Raw genomic sequence first — 21,646 nt, 5'->3', positions numbered from 1 at the left:
GGGTTTCACCCGCCCTACGGTTCAACCCTTGAAGCTGTCGCAGAAGGCCTGGGCCTCGGCCACATCCAGGGTGCCTTCGTAGATCGCGCGGCCGGTGATGGCGCCGATGATGCCGGGCGAGCGCGCCAACAGCAGCTTCTCGATATCACCGAGGTTGTGGATGCCGCCGGAGGCGATCACAGGGATGCGGCTGGCGGCAGCCAGTGCAGCAGTGGCTTCGACGTTGCAGCCTTGCATCATGCCGTCTTTGGCGATGTCGGTATAAACGATGGCGGATACACCGTCAGCCTCGAAGCGCTTGGCCAGGTCGGTGGCCTGCACGCTGGACACTTCCGCCCAGCCGTCGGTGGCGACGAAACCGTCCTTGGCATCCAGACCAACGATGACCTTGCCGGGGAAGGCCTTGCACGCCTCGGCAACGAACTCGGGCTCTTTCACCGCCTTGGTGCCGATGATCACGTAGCTGACGCCCGCGCGCACGTAGTGCTCGATGGTCTCCAGGGTGCGGATGCCGCCGCCGATCTGGATCGGCAGGGTCGGGTAGCGCTTGGCGATGGCGGTGACCACTTCGCCGTTGACCGGCTGCCCTTCGAAGGCGCCGTTCAGGTCGACCAGGTGCAGACGGCGGCAACCGCCCTCGACCCACTTGGCGGCCATGCTCACCGGGTCATCGGAGAACACCGTGGAGTCTTCCATGCGGCCTTGGCGCAGACGCACGCAGGCGCCGTCCTTCAGATCGATAGCGGGGATAATCAGCATCGGTTGAACCTGCTCAAGTCTTGAAAACGAAAAAGAAGGGTCAGCTCTTTTCGAGCGCCCAGAGGTCGCTCTCGATGCTTTCGAACCTGTCTTTCAGGTGCGCCTGCACATCGAGAATCGCCTTGTTGTAATAGTGCGGCGCCAGCTCGCGGCTGATCTGGTCGAGGACTTCCTGCACTTCGAAGGTGCCCAGCTGCAGCTCAAAACGCTCATCGAGAAAGCGTTGCAGCATCAGCAGCGCGGCCTGCTCCTGGGCAGGCTCGAGCGCGAGACTGGGGACCTTGCTGCGGGCCATTACCAGCGCCCATCCCAGGCGGCGAAGTTCTGCAGCAACTGCAGGCCGTGGGTATGGCTCTTCTCCGGGTGGAACTGCACGGCAAAGCGCGAGCCTTCGGCCAATGCTGCGGCGAAGTCCTTGCCGTAGTGGCCGCGACCGACCACCTGCTGCGGCTTGCCGGCCTCGATGTAGTAGCTGTGCACGAAGTAGAAGCGTGCGCTGTCCGGAATGTCGTGCCACAGCGGATGCTTGACCGCCTGCGCCACTTCGTTCCAGCCCATGTGCGGCACCTTGAGGCGCTCGCCGTCCTCGCTCAGGTCCTTGCCAAAAAAGCGCACCTGACCGGGGAACAGGCCAATGCAGTCGACGCCGTCGTTCTCCTCGCTGCGCTCGAGCAGCGCCTGCATACCGACGCAGATACCGAGGAAGGGACGGTCGGCGCTGACTTCACGCACCAGCTCGTCGAAACCCAGGCGCTTGATCTCGGCCATGCAGTCGCGGATCGCGCCAACACCGGGGAACACCACACGATCGGCCTCGCGAATCACCTTGGCGTCCGAGGTCACCAGCACGCGGCCGGCGCCAACGTGCTCCAGCGCCTTGGCCACCGAGTGCAGGTTGCCCATGCCATAGTCGATTACGGCTACCGTCTGCATTTACAGGCAGCCCTTGGTCGACGGCATCTGCCCGGCCATGCGCGGGTCCAGCTCGACAGCCATGCGCAGCGCGCGACCGAAGGCCTTGAACACCGTCTCGATCTGGTGGTGGGTGTTGTGCCCACGCAGGTTGTCGATGTGCAGGCTGACCAGCGCGTGGTTGACGAAGCCCTGGAAGAACTCCTGGAACAGATCGACATCGAAGTTGCCGACCACCGCACGGGTGAACGGCACGTGCATCTGCAGGCCCGGACGCCCGGAGAAGTCGATCACCACGCGCGACAGCGCTTCGTCCAGCGGCACATAGGAATGGCCGTAACGAGTCATGCCCTTCTTGTCGCCAATGGCCTTGGTGAAGGCCTGGCCGAGGGTAATGCCGACATCCTCGACGGTGTGGTGGTCGTCGATATGCAGATCGCCCTTGCACTCGATATCGAGGTCGATCAGACCATGACGGGCGATCTGGTCGAGCATGTGCTCGAGAAAGGGCACACCAATATCGAAACGCGCCTTACCGGTGCCATCCAGGTTGATCGAGACCTTGACCTGGGTCTCCAGGGTGTTGCGCTCGACGAATGCCGTACGTTCGGCCATCACCAGCTCCACGAATTACTAACGGAAATAGGCCAGCATTATAGGCGTGCCGGGGCGGCAACGGCTACCGGCGATGGTCGGACGGGCAGAATCGAAAAAGCCCGCACAGGCACGAGGCCTGCGCGGGCTTTTCCCAGAAGCACGACGTTACTGGAACAGCACGACGGTCTTCTGCAGGGTGATCCACACACCCCAGGCCAGCGGAATACCCACCACCAGCCAGGCGGCAACCGCCACCGGCTTGCTCGACGGATCAGCCGACCACTCCAGCTCGCTCGCTGCCGGCGCCGACTTTTCGCCATGGGCGCGCTCGGCGGCCAGCTCGGCCTCGGTCATGAAGTACTTCGGCGCCACCGGACGCACCAGGGCGTTGCAGATGAGGCCCAGCACCAGCAGACCGGCAAGGATGTACAGGGTGATGTCGTAGGCTGCCGCCTTCTCCACACCGATGCTCAGCTGGTACTCGCGCAGGTAGTTGACCAGCACCGGGCCGAGCACACCAGCCACCGCCCAGGCAGTCAGCAGGCGACCGTGGATCGCGCCGACCATCTGCGTGCCGAACAGGTCGGCCAGGTAGGCCGGCACGGTGGCGAAGCCACCGCCGTACATCGACAGGATGATGCAGAACGCCAGCACGAACAGCGCGAGGCTGCCCAGCTGGCCGAGCATCGGCACCGCAGCATAGAGCGCGAAGCCCAGACCGAAGAACACGAAGTAGGTGCCCTTGCGCCCGATGAAGTCCGAGCAGGAAGCCCAGAAGAAGCGGCCACCGATGTTGAACAGGCTGAGCAGACCGGTGAAGCCCGCAGCGATAGCGGCGATCTCGACCAGTTGCGTGGAGCTGAGCTCGTTGAAGGCCAGGTCGACACCGATCAGCTTGCCGGCGAAGACCTCCTGCAGCAGCGGCGAAGCCATGCCGATGATGCCGATACCGGCCGACACGTTCAGGCACAGTACGGCCCAGACCAGCCAGAACTGCGGGGTTTTCCACGCGGTATTAACGTGCACGTGACCCTTGGTGATCATCGCGTTGTTGGCCTTGGCTGCCGGCGCGGTCCAGCCCGCCGGTTTCCAGCCGGTCGGCGGCACACGGTAGGACAGCGCGCCGCCCATCATGAAGACGAAGTAGATCACCGCCATGACCACGAAGCTCTGCCACACACCGACACCTTCAGGCGAAGCGAAGTGGTTCATCAGCATCGCTGCCAGCGGCGCACCGACCATCGCACCGCCACCGAAACCCATGATCGCCATACCGGTGGCCATGCCACGCTTGTCCGGGAACCATTTGATCAGGGTCGAGACCGGCGAGATGTAACCCAGGCCGAGACCGATGCCACCGATCACCCCCGAGCCCAGCCAGAGCAGCCAGATCTGATGGGTATAGATACCCAGCGCGGAAATCAGCAGACCGCCGCACCAGCACAGTGCGGAAACCACGCCTGCCTTGCGCGGACCGGCATGCTCCAGCCAGCCACCCCAGATGGCAGCCGAGCAACCGAGGAAAACGAAGAACAGGGTGTAGATCCAGCCGAGCATGGAAATCTGCCAGTCGCAGTTGCTGGCGAAGACTTGCTCGAAGAAACCCATTTCCGGGGCACAGGCCGTGGCAGCGGTGATACCGACCGCCTTCGACAGCGGCAACCAGAACACCGAGAAGCCATAGGCCATGCCGATACACAGGTGAATGGCGAGAGCGGCTGGCGGAACCAACCAACGGTTGAAACCGGGGCGCGCGATGATGCGCTCCTTGGACAGAAATGCAGGCTTCGCCACATCGCCGTCCAATACAAAGGCGTCAGTCATAGATAGGTCTCTTCTTTTAGTTACGAGCAAGCAAGGGCAATCGCATAGACTCGCCGAGGTAAAAGCTTGCGGAGAGTAGCACCGGGGCGCGACAAATCGCCGCGCAAGAAGTCAATTTTTATCAATTTATGCAGATTTTTTGCTTTTTACGCAAAAACCCAAAAGACTTCATCTATTGCGTGATAGATGGCGTCGATACCACTGCCAATCCGCGGCACGGCGCAGCTGCGGGGAACCGCTCGAACCTATTCCGATCCAAGCTCGAGCCAATCCCTGTTCAGCGCCTCAAGCAGGCGCCTGGACATGGCGGCATGACGCTATAATCGGCAGTCTTCTGCACACCGCCATTCCAGCTCTCGAAACCAAGGACCCGTTCATGAAAGCGTTAGGCAAGATTCTGGGCCTTTTCTTTCTCGGCTTGCTGCTGATCGTAGTGGCGCTGCTGTTCGCCTTGACTCATCTGTTCGACCCCAACGACTACAAGGACGAGATCCGCCAGATCGCCCGCGACAAGGCCAACCTCGAGCTGCAGCTCAGGGGCGACATCGGCTGGAGCCTGTTCCCCTGGCTGGGCCTGGAGCTGACCGACGCCACCCTGGCCAGCGCCGACACCCCGGACAAACCGTTCGCCGACCTGCGCATGATCGGCCTTTCCGTCCGCGTGATGCCGCTGCTGCGCAAGGAAGTGCAGATGAGCGACATCCGCGTCGATGGCCTCAACCTCAACCTGCAGCGTGACGATAAAGGCCATGGCAACTGGGAAGGCGTTGGCCGCCCGGCCCAGGCCAGTGCGCCACAGCAAACGCCCAGCGAGCCGGCGCCGAGCGAAGAAACGCCGCCAAGCCAGCCGAGTGACAAACCAGCCGGCCAGCCGGTCAAGCTGGATATCGACAGCCTGACCCTGAGCAACTCGCGCATCGACTACAGCGACGCGCAGAAAGGCCAGCAATTCACCGTCGAGAATATCGAGCTGAAAACCGGCGCCATCCGCGAAGGCGCCAGTATCCCGGTCAAGCTCAGTGCCTTCTTCGGCACCAACCAGCCAGTGCTGCGCGCACGCAGCGAGGTTGAAGGCCAGCTGCGTTTCGACCGCGCGCTCAAACGCTACCAGTTCGAAGACCTCAAACTGGCTGGCGAAGCCTCGGGCGAGCCGCTCAAGGGCAAGACCCTGAATTTCTCCGCCCAGGGCCAACTGCTGGTCGACCTGGCCGCCAACGTCGCCGAATGGAATGGCCTCAAGCTCTCCGCCAACCAGCTGCGCGCCCTAGGCGAGATCAAGGCACGTGAGTTGGACAAGGACGCGAAGATTTCCGGCGGCCTGTCCATCGCCTCGCTCAACCTGCGTGAATTCCTCGAAGGTGTCGGCGTCGAACTGCCAGCCATGCAGGCCAGCGATAGCCTCAACCAGTTCGAACTGGTCAGCCGCCTCAATGGGTCGAGCAAGGGCATGATGCTCGAAGAACTCAACCTCAAGCTCGACGGCAGCACCTTCAGCGGCAACCTCGGCGTCACCGACTTCGCCAAACAGGCCCTGCGCGCTGACCTCAAGGGCGACAAGCTCGATCTGAACCGCTACCTGCCGCCCAAAACCCAGGACAGCGCCGCTGCCGCACGCAAGGCCGAAGTCAAGGAAAGCATCGCTGACGCCGGCAAGGACGGCACCACCCCGCTGCCCAATGCGCCGACCCAGCAAGCCTGGAGCAGCGAGAAAGTGCTGCCGGTGGATCACCTGCGCAAACTCGACCTGCAACTGGCCCTCAGCCTCGCCCAGCTCACCTATGACAAGCATCAGCTCAGCGACGTCAACCTCAAGGCCAATGGCCGTGGCGGCCTGATCACCGTGGAAGAAGCGCGCGGCAAACTGCAGGGCGGCAGCTTCGTCGGTAATGGCCGCATCGATGTGCGCCAGGCCGAGCCGATGCTCAGTCTGGAACAGCGCCTGACCCGCATGCCGCTGGAACCGCTACTGAAGAAGGAAGATCAACCTGCCCCGATCAAAGGGCAGCTCGACCTCGACGCCAAGTTCAACACCCGTGGCAACAGCCAGAAGGAGTGGATCGAAGCGCTCAATGGCACCGCCAGCTTCGCCCTCAATGATGGCGTGCTGGTCGACGCCAATCTCGAGCAGCAGCTGTGCCGCGGCATCGCCACCCTCAACCGCAAGGCGCTGAGCAACCCGCCAACCGGCAAGGACACCCCTTTCCGTGAGCTTACCGGCAGCCTCAGCGTGCGCGACGGCGTCGCCCACAACCCCGACCTTAAGGCTCAGGTACCGGGCCTGGCAGTCAGCGGTAATGGCGATCTGGATCTGCGTGTGCTCGGCCTCGATTACAAGGTCGGCGTCACCCTCGAAGGCGACCAGCGCGAAATGCCCGACCCAGCCTGCCAGGTCAACGAGCGCTATGTCGGCATCGAATGGCCGCTGCGCTGCCGTGGCCCGCTGGAGCTGGGCGCCAAGGCCTGCCGCCTGGATCAGGACGGCCTCGGCAAGATCGCTGCACGCCTGGCCGGCAACAAGCTGACCGAGAAGTTGGAAGAAAAACTCGGCGACAAGGTCAGCCCGGATCTGAAAGACGCACTCAAGGGCCTGTTCAACCGATGAGTCCCGAGCAATTCAACGGCGCCGTACTGGCCTGGTACGACCAGCACGGGCGCAAGGATCTACCCTGGCAGCAGAACATCACGCCGTATCGCGTCTGGGTCTCGGAAATCATGCTGCAGCAGACCCAGGTCAGCACCGTACTCGGCTACTTCGACCGTTTTATGGCCGCGCTCCCCACGGTGCGCGACCTCGCCGAAGCGCCGGAAGACGAAGTGCTGCACCTGTGGACGGGCCTGGGCTACTACACCCGCGCCCGCAACCTGCAGAAAACGGCGCAGATCGTCATGCGTGAGCACGGCGGCGAGTTCCCGCGCAACGTCGATGCGCTCAGCGAACTGCCCGGTATCGGCCGCTCCACCGCCGGCGCCATCGCCAGCCTGAGCATGGACATGCGTGCGCCGATCCTCGACGGCAACGTCAAGCGCGTGCTGGCGCGCTACGTGGCGCAGGAGGGCTATCCGGGCGAGCCGAAGGTGGCCAAACAGCTGTGGGACGTCGCCGAGCGCTTCACCCCGCACGAACGGGTCAACCACTACACCCAGGCGATGATGGACCTCGGCGCCACCCTGTGCACCCGCAGCAAGCCGACCTGCCTGCTGTGCCCGGTGCGCAGCGGCTGCCAGGCCCATCTGCTCGGTCTGGAAATCCGCTATCCCATACCGAAGCCACGCAAGACGCTGCCGCAGAAACGCACCCTGATGCCGATTCTGGTTAACAATTCCGGTGACATCCTGCTCTATCGCCGCCCGACCACTGGCCTGTGGGGCGGCCTGTGGAGCCTGCCAGAGCTGGACGATCTCGCTCAGCTCGAAAGCCTCGGCCAGCAGCAACAGCTCACATTCGGCGCACGCCGCGAACTGGAAGGCCTGACCCACACCTTCAGCCACTTCCAACTGGCCATCGAACCCTGGCTGATCGAAACCACCGAGCAACCCAGCCGCGTGGCCGAGGTCGACTGGCTCTGGTATAACCTCGCCACCCCGCCGCGCCTGGGCCTCGCCGCCCCGGTGAAGAAGCTGCTGAAACGCGCGGCGCAAGCCATTACCGCTGGAGAACCGACATGACCCGCACCGTACAGTGCCGCAAATACAAACAGGAACTGCCCGGCCTGGATCGCGCGCCCTACCCCGGCCCCAAGGGCGAAGACATCTTCGCCAACGTTTCCAAGCAGGCCTGGGACGAATGGCAGAAGCACCAGACCATGCTGATCAACGAGCGCCGCCTGAACATGATGAACGCCGAAGATCGCAAGTTCCTGCAGACCGAGATGGACAAGTTCCTCTCCGGCGAGGAATACGCCCAGGCCGAAGGCTACGTGCCGCCAAGCGAATAAGCATGCCTGTGGGAGGGGCTTTAGCCGCGACAGGAACTGGTATTTCCACACACCAGCCGCCGGGCTCTCGATAGCGGTGCGCACGGCGCACCCTACCCCTCACGAACCTAAGCGCCCGAAATAATTAAATATTTTTCAAACCCGCGCTTGACACTGACCCTTCAAATCCGTCTAATAGCGCCCCGTTGGCCCAGGTAGCTCAGTTGGTAGAGCAGGGGATTGAAAATCCCCGTGTCGGCGGTTCGATTCCGTCCCTGGGCACCATGAATACCGAAACCCCCGATACCACTGGTGTCGGGGGTTTTCTGTTTCTAAACCTCCACGCTGCGTCCTTATGGTCGTACAAAGATGGACTTGGCGTCTCTTGCCCCGTAGCAGCGCAACCGAATAATCGCTATCTCGCCTCAAATACGGGTGAGCTCAGCGGCAAATACAGGTGACTTACCCTGTAAATACGAGTGACCTCCGAGCAAATGCAGGTGACCTCGGCGTAAATACGAGTGACCTCGTCAATGCATTGCTCAAAACATGAGCAGCACATTGATGACATGGTCGAGCTGTATTTGAACGACGTACGTTGATTGGCTCGTTTTGCATCTGCGCGACAAGCAACTGTAACCAGGCGACACCTGCGACCCAGCGACCCTCTATCGCCCGGCAAACGGCTTGGCGGTCACGGAAACGCTATGCTAGCTTGGCCGCCAGCCAGGACGGCCCGCCGTACGCCGGAGCGCATTCGAAGAAGAAGAGGACCCCACCCCATGGCCGAGGCGACGCCCGCGCTGGAAATCCGCAACCTGCACAAACGCTACGGCGATCTCGAAGTGCTCAAGGGTATTTCCCTGACGGCCAAAGACGGCGACGTCATCTCCATTCTCGGCTCTTCCGGCTCCGGCAAGTCCACCTTCCTGCGCTGCATCAATCTGCTGGAAAACCCGCACAAGGGTCAGATTTTCGTCGCTGGCGAGGAGCTCAAGCTCAAGGCCGCGAAGAATGGCGATCTGGTTGCTGCCGACAACAGGCAGATCAACCGCCTGCGCAGCGAGATCGGTTTCGTCTTCCAGAATTTCAACCTGTGGCCGCACATGAGCGTGCTCGACAACATCATCGAGGCGCCGCGTCGCGTACTCGGCCAGAGCAAGGCCGAGGCCATCGAGGTGGCCGAAGCGCTGCTGGCCAAGGTCGGCATCGCCGACAAACGTCACGTCTACCCCAACCAGCTTTCCGGCGGCCAGCAGCAGCGCGCGGCCATTGCCCGCACCCTGGCCATGCAGCCGAAGGTGATCCTGTTCGACGAGCCCACTTCGGCGCTCGACCCGGAGATGGTACAAGAAGTGCTTAATGTGATTCGCGCGCTTGCCGACGAGGGTCGCACCATGCTGCTGGTGACCCATGAAATGGGTTTCGCTCGCCAGGTTTCCAGCGAGGTGGTGTTTCTCCACCAGGGCCTGGTCGAGGAACAGGGGCCACCCGCCCAGGTATTTGACAACCCCAACTCGGCACGCTGTAAACAATTCATGTCCAGCAATCGCTAACACGGAGCAACATGCATGCAGAACTATAAGAAGATCCTGCTGGCCGCAGCCGCTACCCTGGCTTTCGGCACCAGCGCTGTCGCAGCTGACAAACTGAAACTCGGCACCGAAGGCGCCTACCCACCCTTCAACCTGATCGACGCCAGTGGCAAGGTCACCGGCTTCGACGTGGAAATCGGCCAGGCGCTGTGCGCCAAGATGCAGGCCGAGTGCGAAGTGGTCACCTCTGACTGGGATGGCATCATCCCGGCCCTGAACGCCAAGAAATTCGACTTCCTGATCGCTTCGATGTCGATCACCGAGGAGCGCAAGGCGGCGGTGGACTTCACCGAGCCCTACTACACCAACAAACTGCAGTTCATCGCACCCAAGTCGGCCGATTTCAAGACGGACGAAGCCAGCCTCAAGGGCAAGGTGATCGGCGCCCAGCGCGCGACCATCGCCGGTACCTGGCTGGAAGACAACCTGGGCAAGGTGGTCGACATCAAGCTGTACGACACCCAGGAAAACGCCTACCTCGACCTGGCCTCCGGCCGCCTCGACGGCGTGCTGGCCGACACCTTCGTCAACTGGGAATGGCTCAAGAGCGACGCCGGCAAAGAGTTCGAATTCAAGGGCGACCCAGTATTCGACAACGACAAGATCGGTATCGCCGTACGCAAGGGCGATCCGCTGCGCGAGAAGCTGAACGCCGCTCTGCAAGCCATCATCGAAGACGGCACCTACAAGCAGATCAACGACAAGTACTTCCCGTTCAGCATCTACTGATGACCTGAAGGCACCGCGCCGCCCATTGGGCGGCGCAGTTGCCCGAGCCCTCCGATGATTTTTGACCTCCACGGATTCGGCCCCGCCCTGGCCGCCGGCACCCTGATGACCATCAAACTGGCGCTGTCCGCGCTGGCTGTAGGTCTGGTGCTAGGCCTGCTCGGCGCGCTGGCCAAGACTTCGCCGTACAAGCCGCTGCAGTGGCTCGGCGGCAGCTATTCCACCATCGTGCGCGGCGTACCCGAACTGCTCTGGGTGCTGCTGATCTATTTCGGCACGGTTGGCCTGATGCGCAGCCTGGCCGACCTGCTTGGCGTCGAGAGCCTCGAGCTTTCGGCCTTCGCCGCGGGCACCATTGCCCTCGGCCTGTGTTTCGGTGCCTACGCCACCGAAGTGTTCCGCGGCGCCATCCTGGCGATCCCCAAGGGCCACCGCGAAGCCGGCCAGGCACTCGGCATGTCCAAGACACGTATCCTCTGGAAGCTGATTCTGCCGCAGATGTGGCGCATCGCCCTGCCCGGCCTGGGCAACCTGTTCATGATTCTGATGAAGGACACCGCCCTGGTGTCGGTGATTGGCCTGGAAGAGATCATGCGCCGCTCGCAGATCGCCGTGACCGCCAGCAAGGAGCCCTTCACTTTTTATATGGTCGCAGCCTTCATTTATCTGGGCCTGACCGTGCTCGCCATGATCGGCCTGCATTACCTCGAGAAGCGCGCCAGCCGTGGCTTCGTGCGGAGCGCCTCATGAGAAAGAACGCTGCCATCATCGCCTGGCTCGCAGCAGGCGTGCTCATCGCACTGGCGCTCTGGACGAGCCTCTCCAGCCTGAACTGGGCGGTGATCATCAAATGGCTGCCGCGTCTATCGCAAGGCGCGCTGCTGACCCTGGAGCTGGTGGCCATCGCGGTCGTTGCCGGCCTGATCCTCGCACTGCCGATGGGCATCGCCCGCGCCTCCAAGCACTGGTACGTGCGCGCCCTGCCCTATGGCTACATTTTCTTCTTCCGCGGCACACCGCTGCTGGTACAGCTGTTTTTGGTCTACTACGGCCTGGCGCAATTCGACGCCGTGCGCCAGGGCCCACTCTGGCCCTACCTGCGCTCACCGTACTGGTGCGCGATCATCACCATGACCCTGCACACCGCCGCCTATATCGCCGAAATCCTGCGCGGCGCCATCCAGGCCGTGCCACCCGGTGAAGTGGAAGCGGCACGCGCACTGGGCATGTCGCGAGCCAAGACCATGTTCTACATCATCCTGCCGCGCGCCGCGCGCATCGGCCTGCCGGCCTACAGCAACGAAGTGATCCTGATGCTCAAGGCCAGCGCCCTGGCCAGCACCGTGACGCTGCTGGAGCTGACCGGCATGGCGCGCACCATCATCGCGCGCACCTATCTGCCGGTGGAGATCTTCTTTGCCGCAGGCCTGTTCTACCTGGTCATCGCCTTCGTTCTGGTGCGCGCCTTCCGCCTGCTGGAGCGCTGGCTGCGCGTCGACGCCTGCCAGGGTCGCTAAGCCAATCGGGCGGCCCACTTGGCAGCCCGGTTCAACCAGACGCATGAGCGCCATGTCCGAGCCCATCCTTACCTCTGGCGATCTGCTCGCTCGCTTCCGGGCCCTGGACAGTTTTCTTCTGCAGCATCAGGCGCTCTGGCGACCTCGGCCGTTTCATCACCTGCAGCTGCCCTGGGAAACGGAGCTGGCGGAACTCGCTACCTGGCTGCGCAGCCGCTCCCTGGAGCAGGCTGAGGCCAGCGACAACAGCCCCTTCGCACTCTCTGCACCTGCGCCCTTTCCCGACCTGGCCCGCCAGGCGCAAGCTCTTAGTCAGTTGGGCGAAATTCCGAGTCTGAACAGTCCGCCGCGCGCGCACGCCTTGAGCGTCGATGTACCCGGCAGGAAGCTGGCGCAGATCCAGGCCTTTGCCAGCCACCTGCAGTTTCGCCAGCGCCCCGCGCACTGGCTCGACTGGTGCGCCGGCAAGGGCCACCTCGGTCGCTGGCTGACTCAGGATGACCAGCACCTGACCTGCCTGGAGCACGATCCAGCACTGATCGAGTCCGGTAGCGCACTGAGCAAACGCCTGGGACTGGCTGCCGCACACCTACGGCAGGATGTGCTTGCCGATGATTGCGACGAACGCCTGACGAAAGAACATACCCCGGTGGCCCTGCACGCCTGTGGCGACCTGCATGTCCGCCTGCTGCAACTGGCCAGCCGCAACGGATGCCCACAACTGGCGGTGGCGCCCTGCTGCTACAACCGCATCGCCGGCCTGCAGTACCAAGCCCTCTCGACTGCCGCACAAGCGTCCGCATTGCGGCTTTCACGCGACGATCTCGGCCTGCCATTGAGCGAGACCGTCACGGCAGGTGCCCGTGTACGCCGACAGCGCAATCAGTCGATGGCCTGGCGCCTGGCTTTCGATCTGCTGCAACGCCAGCTACGCGGCATCGATGAATACCTGCCAACGCCGTCGCTGCCCAGCGACTGGTTCAGCAAATCTTTCGCCCGCTTCTGCCATGACCTCGCCATGCTGCGCGACGTGCCACTACCCGGTGAGCAGGACTGGCCGGAGCTGGAAGCTCGCGGCTGGCAACGCCTGGCCGAAGTGCGCAATCTGGAGTTGCTGCGCAACCTGTTCCGCCGGCCACTGGAACTCTGGCTACTGCTCGACCGCGCCCTGTATCTGCAGGAACAGGGCTATAGGGTGAAGCTGGGCACCTTCTGCGATTACCAGCTGAGCCCGCGCAACCTGCTGCTGCTGGCCGAGCGCGCCTGAGTTGCACACAGAAGCTGTGGATAACTCTGTTGATCCTTTCTGGGCAAATGCTGCAAAGCCACTTGGGAATTGCCTCGTAGACATCTGATCATTTTTCGAACAGCCTTCGAAGCCCTAGCAAAAACAATAACTTGCGAAAAATCGTGATCGAATGCACAGAGCCGGTGCGCCACCGTCGCACGCGCCTTCTCTTTGTGCATAAGCCAGAAGCTTCTGATAGCCGAGCCCGGAAAAACCTGGCTCGAAGGTGGCTTTACTCAGGCCGATGAATGGATATAATGGCGGCCCTTCAGTGCCGGTATAGCTCAGCTGGTAGAGCAACTGACTTGTAATCAGTAGGTCCCGGGTTCGACTCCTGGTGCCGGCACCATCTAATATCAGGGCCTGCTTTCATGCAGGCCTTTTTTGTTTTTGCTCCTGCCCACATCCGTCGCTTGTTCATTGCACTTACCGCACTCGGCTCGTGGGTATGGCGAAAGGTTACATAGCGAGGTTATGAGCAGATGCGCATTCTTGTTACCGGCGGCGCCGGCTTCATCGGTTCGGCGCTGATTCGCCACCTGATCCAAAGTACCGAGCATGACGTACTCAACCTCGACAAGTTGACCTACGCCGGCAACCTGGAATCGCTTGCCCCCGTTGATGACAACCCGCGCTACCGCTTCGTCCAGGCGGATATCGCCGACAGCCCTGTGGTCGCGCAGACGCTGGCCGAGTTCCAGCCCGACGCCATCATGCACCTGGCCGCCGAGTCCCACGTCGACCGCTCCATCGATGGCCCAGCGGCCTTTATCCAGACCAATATCGTCGGTACCTATAGCCTGCTGGAAAGCACCCGCGCCTACTGGCTTGGCCTGAGCGCTGAGCGCAAGGCGGCCTTTCGTTTCCATCACATATCCACCGACGAGGTATACGGCGACCTGCATGGCGTCGACGATCTCTTTACCGAAACCACCCCTTACGCGCCCAGCTCACCGTATTCGGCGAGCAAGGCGGCGTCCGACCATCTGGTACGCGCCTGGCAGCGCACCTATGGTCTACCGGTACTGATCAGCAACTGCTCGAACAACTACGGCCCCTATCATTTCCCTGAAAAGCTGATCCCGCTGATGATCCTCAACGCCCTGGCGGGCAAACCGCTGCCGGTGTACGGCAATGGTCAGCAAGTACGCGACTGGCTGTACGTGGAAGACCACGCGCGCGCCCTGCTCAAGGTGGTCAGCGAGGGCAAGGTCGGCGAGACTTACAACATCGGCGGCCACAATGAGCAGAAGAACCTCGATGTGGTGCGCGCCATCTGCGCGCTACTGGAAGAGTTGGCGCCGCAGAAGCCGGCCGGTATCGCGCGCTATGAAGACCTGATCACCTATGCGCAGGATCGCCCGGGCCATGACCTGCGCTACGCCATCGACGCCGGCAAGATCGAGCGCGAGCTGGGCTGGATACCGCAGGAAACCTTCGAAACCGGGCTGCGCAAGACGGTGCAGTGGTACCTGGACAACCTCGACTGGTGCCGCCGCGTGCAGGATGGTAGCTATCAGGGCCAGCGACTCGGAGCACTCTAGAGCTCAAGACGTAGGGCGGGTACAACCCGCCAGCCAGGCAGCGGCGGGTTGCACCCGCCCTACGCATCGACAAGGAACATAGAAAACATGAAAGGCATCATCCTCGCCGGTGGCTCCGGCACCCGCCTGCACCCCATTACCCTCGGCGTGTCCAAGCAACTGCTGCCGATCTATGACAAGCCGATGATCTACTACCCGTTGTCGGTGCTGATGCTGGCCGGCATTCGCGAGATTCTGATCATCTCCACCCCCGAAGATCTGCCCAACTTCCGCAAGATGCTCGGTGACGGCAGCCAGTTCGGCATCGAACTGCAGTATGCCGAGCAACCTTCTCCCGACGGCCTGGCGCAGGCTTTCCTGATCGGCGAGTCGTTCATTGGTGACGACTCGGTATGCCTGATCCTCGGCGACAACATCTTCCATGGTCAGCACTTCACCGAGAAGCTGCTGCGCGCGGCCACCCACAATAGCGGCGCCACGGTCTTCGGCTACTGGGTCAGCGACCCCGAACGTTTTGGCGTGGTCGAATTCGATGCGGCTGGCAATGCGCTGTCGATCGAGGAAAAACCGGCACAACCCAAGTCCAGCTTTGCCGTGACCGGCCTGTATTTCTACGACAACGATGTGGTGCAGATCGCCAAGGCGGTCAAGCCCTCGCCACGCGGCGAGCTGGAAATCACCGACGTGAACAACGCCTATCTGGCCCGTGGCGACCTGCGCGTGGAGCGTTTCGGTCGAGGCTTCGCCTGGCTCGACACCGGCACTCACGACAGCCTGCTGGATGCCTCGCATTACGTGCAGACGGTAGAAAAACGCCAGGGTCTGAAGGTCGCCTGCCTGGAAGAGATCGCCTACCAGCAGGGCTGGATCGACCGCGAACAACTACTCGCGTGCGCCAAGGCACTGGGCAAGACCGGCTACGGTCAGTACCTGTACAAGCTTGCCGAGGAACTCCCATGAAGGTGATTACCACTGCATTGCCGGAAGTGCTGATTCTCGAACCTCAGGTATTCGGTGACGAACGCGGCTTCTTCTACGAGAGTTTCAACGCACGGCGCTTTGCCGAAGCCACCGGGGTAACCCGCGAGTTCGTCCAGGACAACCACTCACGCTCGGCGCGCGGCGTACTGCGCGGCCTGCACTATCAACTGCAGCAGGCCCAGGGCAAGCTGGTGCGCGTCAGCGCCGGCGAGGTCTATGACGTCGCGGTCGACGTACGCCGCAGCTCGGCGAATTTCGGCAAGTGGGTCGGCGTGCATTTGTCAGCCGAGAACAAGCGCCAGCTGTGGGTGCCGGAAGGCTTCGCCCACGGTTTTCTGGTGCTCAGCGAGTACGCCGAGTTCCTCTACAAGACCACCGACTACTACGCCCCGGCTCACGAGCGCTGCATCCGCTGGGACGACACGCAACTGGCCATCGACTGGCCGCTCGACGGTCTGTCGCCACAACTCTCGGCCAAAGACCAACAGGGCCTGAGTCTGACCGACGCCGAGACCTTCGCATGAAGATTCTGATCAGCGGCCATACCGGTCAGGTCGCGCGTGAACTGCAACTGGCCCTGAGCAAACACGAGCTGGTCAGCCTCGGTCGCCAGGCATTCGACCTGTCGCGCCCGGAAACCCTGGGCGACATCATCCTGCGCGAGCGACCGGCGCTGGTAATCAATGCCGCCGCGTACACCGCCGTCGACCAGGCCGAACAGGAACGCGAGCTGGCCTTCGCCATCAATGCCGAGGCGCCGCGTGCCATCGCCGATGCCTGCTTCGAACTGGACATTCCGCTGATTCACTACTCCACCGACTACGTCTTCGATGGCAGCAAGACCACGCCTTACCGTGAAGCCGATACGCCACATCCGCTGGGCGTCTACGGCGCCAGCAAGGCGGCCGGTGAACAGGCGCTGCGCATCAGCGGCTGCGATCACCTGATCCTGCGCACCAGCTGGGTCTATTCGCAATACGGGCGCAACTTCCTCTTGACCATGCAGCGCCTGCTGCAGGAGCGCGAAGAGCTCAGCGTGGTCGACGACCAGATCGGCGCGCCGACCTGGGCCGGCAGCATCGCCAGCGCCACCGCCGAGCTGATCGAAAAGTGGCAACAAGGACGCCAGCGCTGGGGTACCTACCACCTGACCTGCCAGGGCGAAACCAGCTGGTTCGGTTTCGCCAGCGCCATCGCCGAGCATCTGCGCGCGGCCGGCAGGCCTTGCGCCAGGCTGCGCCCCATCCCCAGCAGCGAATACCCGACGCCGGCGCAACGCCCGCTCAACTCACGCCTGGACGGCGAGCGCCTGGAACAAGCCTGGCAGATTCGCCTGCCGGACTGGCGCACGGCGCTGGACGCCTGCCTGCAACGCATGAACTGACGGTAGCGGCCGGCGCCCATCACCGGCCGCACACTTAACGTGCATAATGCGCCGATCATTTCTGCACGGTTTGCCATGAGCACGAACACTGCCACTCCCCGTCGCCTGCGCTGGCGCAGCCTCGTGCTGCTGGCGCTGCTGCTTGCGCCACTGCTGTGGCCCGTTCACTTCCTGGCCGAGCGCTACTACCGCGAAGTACTGATCGAGCAGAACCGGCAAACCCTCGATCTGTATGTGGCCAACCTGCTCGGTACGCTGCGTCGTTACGAGGTGCTGCCGCAGATTCTCGGTGATCTTCCAGGTGTACGCGCAGCCCTGCACGCGCCCGAAGACCCTGCCGCACTGGACACCGCCAATCGCCTGCTGGCGCGCATCAAGCGGCAGACCGGTGCCGACGTGATCTACCTGATGAATAATCGCGGCGTCACCCTGGCCGCCTCCAACTGGGACAAGCCCGACAGCTTCGTCGCCGGCAACTTCGCCTTTCGCCCGTATTTTCGTGAAGCGCTGGCCGGGCGCCTGGGACGCTTCTTCGGCCTGGGTACAACGTCCGGCAAGCGCGGTTACTACTTTGCCTACCCAGTGCACGAGGACGACCACAATATCGGCGCACTGGTGGTCAAGGTCGACCTCGACCACACCGAAACGCTGTGGGGCAACACGCCTGAACAGTTGCTGGTGACCGATACCAACGGCGTGGTCATCCTCACCTCGCGCCCGGACTGGCGCTTTCACGCCAGTCGCCCGCTGGACCGCGTCGAGCAATCGGCCATCGCCGCCAACCAGCCCTACCCGACCCAGGCGCCGCCCCTGCTCGATATCGATCCCAACGCCTGGCTGACACAAAGCCGCGCTCTGGAAGAAACCGGCTGGACGGTGAGCATTCTCGCTCCACGCATCCTCCTCGACCGCCCCGTGCGTAGCGCCGTGGCCGTCGGGGCGGCCGCGCTGCTGGCGCTGCTGTTGTTGCTGGGCCTGCTGATCCTGCGTCGCCGTCATTACCTGGAACGCATTGCTCTGGACGCTCGCGCCAAGGCCGAACTGGAGCAGCGCGTCGCCGAACGCACGCAGGATCTGGAGCTGCTCAACAGCCGCCTCAAGCAGGAAGTGCTCGAACGCGAGCAGGCCCAGCAGGAACTGGTGCGCGCTCAGGACGAACTGGTTCAGGCCGGCAAACTGTCGGCGCTCGGCACCATGAGCGCCAGCATCAGCCACGAACTCAATCAACCGCTGGGGGCGATCCGCAGTTACGCCGAAAATGCCAGCACCCTGCTCGATCACCAGCGCAACGACGATGCCCGTGCCAACCTCAAGCTGATCAGCGAGCTGACCGAACGCATGGCCTCGATCATTGCCCATCTGCGCGCATTCGCCCGCCGCGACCGCCATGCGCCGGAGCGCGTCGCCCTGCAACCGGCGCTGGACGATGCCCTGGCCCTGCTGGCCAAGCGCCGCCGGGCCATGGACGTAGAACTGATTCGCGACCTGCCGGATGCCACCCTCTGGGTTCAGGCCGGTGAGACACGCCTGCGCCAGGTGCTCGGCAATCTGCTTGGCAACGCACTCGATGCGCTGGTCGCCAAGGCGCCACCACGACGTATCTGGATCAGCCTCGAACATCAGGCCGAGCACCTCGACCTGCTGCTGCGCGACAACGGTCCCGGTTTCTCGGCCGAATCCCTGGCACGCGCACGTGAGCCCTTCTTCACCACCAAGACCAGCGCCCAAGGCCTGGGGCTTGGCCTGGCCATCTGCGACAGCCTGATCCGCGCACTGGACGGCGAGCTACTGCTGGCCAATCATCCCGAGGGTGGCGCACTGATCACCCTACGCCTGCGCCTGGCCGCTCCCGGCGTCAACCTGCAACCTTCCGAGGATCCTTCGCCATGACCAGCGACAGCGCCATCGACAGCCGCATTCAGGTACTGCTGATCGACGACGATGCCCATCTGCGCCAGGCGCTCAGCCAGACGCTCGACCTGGCCGGGCTCAAGGTGCTCAGCCTGGGCGATGCGCAGGGCCTGGCCGCACGCATTCCGGCAGGCTGGCCGGGCGTGGTGGTCAGCGATATCCGCATGCCGGGCATCGATGGCCTGCAATTGCTGCAGCAATTGCGCGAGCGTGATGCCGAGCTGCCGGTGCTGCTGATCACTGGCCATGGCGACGTGCCGCTGGCCGTACAGGCGATGCGCGCCGGCGCCTACGACTTCCTGGAAAAACCCTTCGCCAACGATGACCTGCTTGACAGCGTACGCCGCGCGCTGGAGCTGCGCCGCCTGGTGCTGGACAACCGCAGCCTGCGTATGGCGCTCAATGACCGCCAGCAACTGTCCAGCCGTCTGGTTGGCCAATCGCCGGCCATGCAGCGCCTGCGCGAACAGATCGGTGCGCTTGCCAGCATCGCCACCGATGTGCTGATCCTGGGCGAGACCGGCGCCGGCAAGGAGGTGGTCGCCCGCGCCCTGCACGATCTGTCCAGCCGCCGCGACGGCCCCTTCGTCGCCATCAACGCCGGCGCGCTGGCCGAATCGGTAGTGGAAAGCGAGTTGTTCGGCCACGAGGCCGGGGCCTTCACTGGTGCGCAGAAACGGCGCATCGGCAAGTTCGAGTTCGCCAATGGCGGCACCCTGTTCCTCGACGAGATCGAGAGCATGAGCCTGGACGTGCAGGTCAAATTGCTGCGTCTTCTGCAGGAGCGCGTGGTCGAACGCCTGGGTGGCAATCAGCTGATCCCGCTGGACATCCGTGTGATCGCCGCGACCAAGGAAGACCTGCGCCAGGCTGCCGACGCCGGGCGTTTCCGCGCCGACCTGTACTACCGCCTCAACGTCGCACCGCTGTCCATCCCGCCGCTGCGCGAGCGCGGCGAGGACGCCTTGCTGCTGTTCCAGCATTTCGCCGAAGGGGCGGCCGCCCGCCACGCCCTGGCGCCACGTGAACTGCAACCTGGGCAGCGTGCGCTGCTGCTGCGTCATCCATGGCCGGGCAACGTGCGCGAACTGCAGAACGCCGCCGAGCGCTTTGCGCTGGGCCTGGAGTTGGCACTCGACAGCAACGCGCCCAGTCTGCCGCCGGTCAATGGCGGGCTCAGCGAGCAGGTCGAAGCCTTCGAGCGCGCGCTGATCGCCGCCGAGTTGAGCCGTCCGCACGGCTCGCTACGCAGCCTGGCCGAAGCCCTGGGCGTACCGCGCAAGACCCTGCACGACAAACTGCGCAAACATGGCCTGACCTTCTCCGGCGTTGGCGGAAGCTCGCCAGAGGACTTCGACTAACTGGCGGCAAACCGCCAGCTTCATCGATAAAGACCGCCCCACAGCGAGGGGCGCCCTCAGACCAAGCGCCGCCAAAGCCCGTAGCCACGGGCTTTTCATGATGCATGGCATTCGCTCGCAGCAGACTGGCACAAGGGTTGCTCTAGGCTAGCCTCAAGCGAACCCACAAGCACAAGTCCAGGCCTCGCTGATGCCACCGGCGTTTTTCTCCAAGCCGCCTAGACTTGCTCTTGTCCGTTCGTTAGCAGCGCCACTGGCGCCAATGCGATAAACACAACAAGAGGAAGCATCCGCATGTTCAAACTGACTGCCAAGGCGCTGGCTTGCGCTCTGTCCCTGTCCATCGCTGGCGTGGTTCACGCTGCCGACCCGATCGTCATCAAATTCTCCCACGTGGTTGCCGAGCACACCCCGAAAGGTCAGGGTGCCGTGCTGTTCAAGCAACTGGCTGAAGAGCGCCTGGGCGACAAGGTCAAGGTCGAGGTCTACCCGAACTCCTCGCTGTTCGGTGACGGCAAGGAAATGGAAGCGCTGCTGCTCGGTGACGTGCAGATGATCGCCCCGTCCCTGGCTAAGTTCGAGCATTACACCAAGCAACTGCAGGTATTCGACCTGCCGTTCCTGTTCGACAACATGGCCGCAGTCGATCGCTTCCAGAACAGCCCCGAAGGCCAGAAACTACTGACCTCCATGACCGACAAGGGCATCACCGGCCTGGCCTACTGGCACAACGGCCTGAAGCAGCTGTCGGCCAACAAGGCGCTGCTGGAGCCGAAGGACGCCCGTGGCCTGAAGTTCCGCGTACAGGCTTCCGCCGTACTGGAAGAGCAGTTCAAGGCCGTGCGCGCCAACCCGCGCAAGATGAGCTTCGCCGAGGTCTATCAGGGCCTGCAGACTGGCGTGGTCAACGGTGCCGAGAACCCCTACTCGAACATCTACAGCCAGAAGATGCACGAAGTGCAGAAGTACATCACCGAGTCCAACCATGGCCTGCTGGACTACATGCTGATCACCAACACCAAGTTCTGGGACGGGCTGCCGGCTGACGTACGCGACGAGCTGAACAAGATCATCGCCGAGGTCACCGTCGAGGTGAACAAACAGGCTGACGCCCTCAACGAAGGCGACAAGCAGCGCATCCTGGAAGCCGGCACCACCGAAATCCTGACCCTGACGCCTGAGCAGCGCGGCCAATGGCGCGACGCCATGCAGCCGGTATGGCAGAAGTTCGAAGGCGAGATCGGTGCCGACCTGATCAAGGCCGCGCAAGCCGCCAACCAGCAATAAGGCCGGAGAGCCGGGTGGGCAGGGTGCAATTGCCCTGCTCCAC

At 63.0% G+C, this 21,646-nt stretch carries 20 protein-coding genes and 2 tRNA genes; 17 read left to right on the top strand and 5 right to left on the bottom strand.

Annotated elements, in window-relative coordinates:
• Nucleotides 1–21 precede the first annotated feature (21 nt).
• From hisA to BLS08_RS19255, 5 genes are all read right to left on the bottom strand, one after another.
• Entirely contained in the window at nt 22–759 is a 738-nt protein-coding gene (gene hisA / locus BLS08_RS19275; protein WP_090337224.1) for a 1-(5-phosphoribosyl)-5-[(5-phosphoribosylamino)methylideneamino]imidazole-4-carboxamide isomerase, read from the bottom strand.
• A 40-nt stretch (nt 760–799) separates the two neighbouring features.
• Nucleotides 800–1,054, bottom strand: coding sequence for a DUF2164 domain-containing protein (locus BLS08_RS19270; protein ID WP_090337222.1), 255 nt, complete (start codon nt 1,052–1,054; stop codon nt 800–802).
• On the bottom strand, nt 1,054–1,692 hold the full coding sequence (gene hisH, locus BLS08_RS19265) for an imidazole glycerol phosphate synthase subunit HisH (protein ID WP_090337221.1): 639 nt from the start codon (nt 1,690–1,692) through the stop codon (nt 1,054–1,056). The genes BLS08_RS19270 and hisH overlap by 1 nt, the downstream gene beginning before the upstream one ends.
• Entirely contained in the window at nt 1,693–2,286 is a 594-nt protein-coding gene (hisB, locus tag BLS08_RS19260; RefSeq protein WP_017675949.1) for an imidazoleglycerol-phosphate dehydratase HisB, read from the bottom strand.
• A 147-nt stretch (nt 2,287–2,433) separates the two neighbouring features.
• Entirely contained in the window at nt 2,434–4,092 is a 1,659-nt protein-coding gene (locus BLS08_RS19255) for an OFA family MFS transporter (RefSeq protein ID WP_090337219.1), read from the bottom strand.
• A 376-nt stretch (nt 4,093–4,468) separates the two neighbouring features.
• On the opposite strand from BLS08_RS19255, the gene BLS08_RS19250 reads away from it, so the two are divergent.
• The 17 genes from BLS08_RS19250 to dctP all read left to right on the top strand — a co-directional run bounded on the left by BLS08_RS19250 (nt 4,469) and on the right by dctP (nt 21,603).
• Nucleotides 4,469–6,694 (top strand): AsmA family protein, encoded by a 2,226-nt coding sequence (locus tag BLS08_RS19250; protein ID WP_090337218.1) that lies wholly within the window; start codon nt 4,469–4,471, stop codon nt 6,692–6,694.
• Nucleotides 6,691–7,758 (top strand): A/G-specific adenine glycosylase, encoded by a 1,068-nt coding sequence (gene mutY / locus BLS08_RS19245; RefSeq protein WP_090337216.1) that lies wholly within the window; start codon nt 6,691–6,693, stop codon nt 7,756–7,758. Before BLS08_RS19250 ends, mutY begins: the two co-directional genes overlap by 4 nt.
• On the top strand, nt 7,755–8,027 hold the full coding sequence (locus tag BLS08_RS19240) for an oxidative damage protection protein (protein ID WP_003464177.1): 273 nt from the start codon (nt 7,755–7,757) through the stop codon (nt 8,025–8,027). The genes mutY and BLS08_RS19240 overlap by 4 nt, the downstream gene beginning before the upstream one ends.
• 188 nt (nt 8,028–8,215) lie before the next feature.
• Nucleotides 8,216–8,291 (top strand) — tRNA-Phe (locus BLS08_RS19235).
• 497 nt (nt 8,292–8,788) lie between these two features.
• A complete protein-coding gene (locus tag BLS08_RS19230) occupies nt 8,789–9,562 on the top strand; it encodes an ABC transporter ATP-binding protein (protein ID WP_003464185.1) in 774 nt (257 codons plus the stop codon).
• A 15-nt stretch (nt 9,563–9,577) separates the two neighbouring features.
• On the top strand, nt 9,578–10,330 hold the full coding sequence (locus BLS08_RS19225) for an ABC transporter substrate-binding protein (protein WP_090337215.1): 753 nt from the start codon (nt 9,578–9,580) through the stop codon (nt 10,328–10,330).
• Between the two features lie 54 nt (nt 10,331–10,384).
• On the top strand, nt 10,385–11,080 hold the full coding sequence (locus tag BLS08_RS19220; protein WP_090337214.1) for an ABC transporter permease: 696 nt from the start codon (nt 10,385–10,387) through the stop codon (nt 11,078–11,080).
• A 77-nt stretch (nt 11,081–11,157) separates the two neighbouring features.
• The gene (locus BLS08_RS19215) at nt 11,158–11,847 is read left to right on the top strand and encodes an ABC transporter permease (protein ID WP_090337321.1); all 690 of its coding nucleotides are present in this window, start codon (nt 11,158–11,160) and stop codon (nt 11,845–11,847) included.
• A 52-nt stretch (nt 11,848–11,899) separates the two neighbouring features.
• A complete protein-coding gene (locus BLS08_RS19210) occupies nt 11,900–13,114 on the top strand; it encodes a methyltransferase (protein ID WP_090337212.1) in 1,215 nt (404 codons plus the stop codon).
• A 294-nt stretch (nt 13,115–13,408) separates the two neighbouring features.
• A tRNA-Thr gene (locus BLS08_RS19205) sits at nt 13,409–13,484 on the top strand.
• A gap of 133 nt (nt 13,485–13,617) precedes the next feature.
• Nucleotides 13,618–14,679: a dTDP-glucose 4,6-dehydratase gene (gene rfbB, locus BLS08_RS19200; protein WP_090337210.1), complete on the top strand. Its 1,062-nt coding sequence runs from the start codon at nt 13,618–13,620 to the stop codon at nt 14,677–14,679.
• Between the two features lie 87 nt (nt 14,680–14,766).
• Nucleotides 14,767–15,639, top strand: a complete 873-nt coding sequence (gene rfbA / locus BLS08_RS19195) for a glucose-1-phosphate thymidylyltransferase RfbA (protein ID WP_003464341.1) — start codon at nt 14,767–14,769, stop codon at nt 15,637–15,639.
• Entirely contained in the window at nt 15,636–16,184 is a 549-nt protein-coding gene (gene rfbC, locus BLS08_RS19190) for a dTDP-4-dehydrorhamnose 3,5-epimerase (RefSeq protein ID WP_090337209.1), read from the top strand. Before rfbA ends, rfbC begins: the two co-directional genes overlap by 4 nt.
• Complete coding sequence (gene rfbD / locus BLS08_RS19185) at nt 16,181–17,044, top strand: dTDP-4-dehydrorhamnose reductase (RefSeq protein WP_090337207.1); 864 nt, start codon at nt 16,181–16,183, stop codon at nt 17,042–17,044. The genes rfbC and rfbD overlap by 4 nt, the downstream gene beginning before the upstream one ends.
• A gap of 75 nt (nt 17,045–17,119) precedes the next feature.
• On the top strand, nt 17,120–18,934 hold the full coding sequence (locus BLS08_RS19180) for a sensor histidine kinase (RefSeq protein WP_090337204.1): 1,815 nt from the start codon (nt 17,120–17,122) through the stop codon (nt 18,932–18,934).
• Complete coding sequence (locus tag BLS08_RS19175) at nt 18,931–20,316, top strand: sigma-54-dependent transcriptional regulator (RefSeq protein WP_090337203.1); 1,386 nt, start codon at nt 18,931–18,933, stop codon at nt 20,314–20,316. The genes BLS08_RS19180 and BLS08_RS19175 overlap by 4 nt, the downstream gene beginning before the upstream one ends.
• Nucleotides 20,317–20,610: 294 nt before the next feature.
• Nucleotides 20,611–21,603, top strand: coding sequence for a C4-dicarboxylate TRAP substrate-binding protein DctP (gene dctP, locus BLS08_RS19170; protein ID WP_090337201.1), 993 nt, complete (start codon nt 20,611–20,613; stop codon nt 21,601–21,603).
• Nucleotides 21,604–21,646 lie beyond the last annotated feature (43 nt).

It is taken from the genome of Ectopseudomonas chengduensis, from assembly GCF_900102635.1.
Lineage (GTDB): Bacteria > Pseudomonadota > Gammaproteobacteria > Pseudomonadales > Pseudomonadaceae > Aquipseudomonas > Aquipseudomonas chengduensis.
This window is presented reverse-complemented; position numbering and strand designations above follow the sequence as displayed.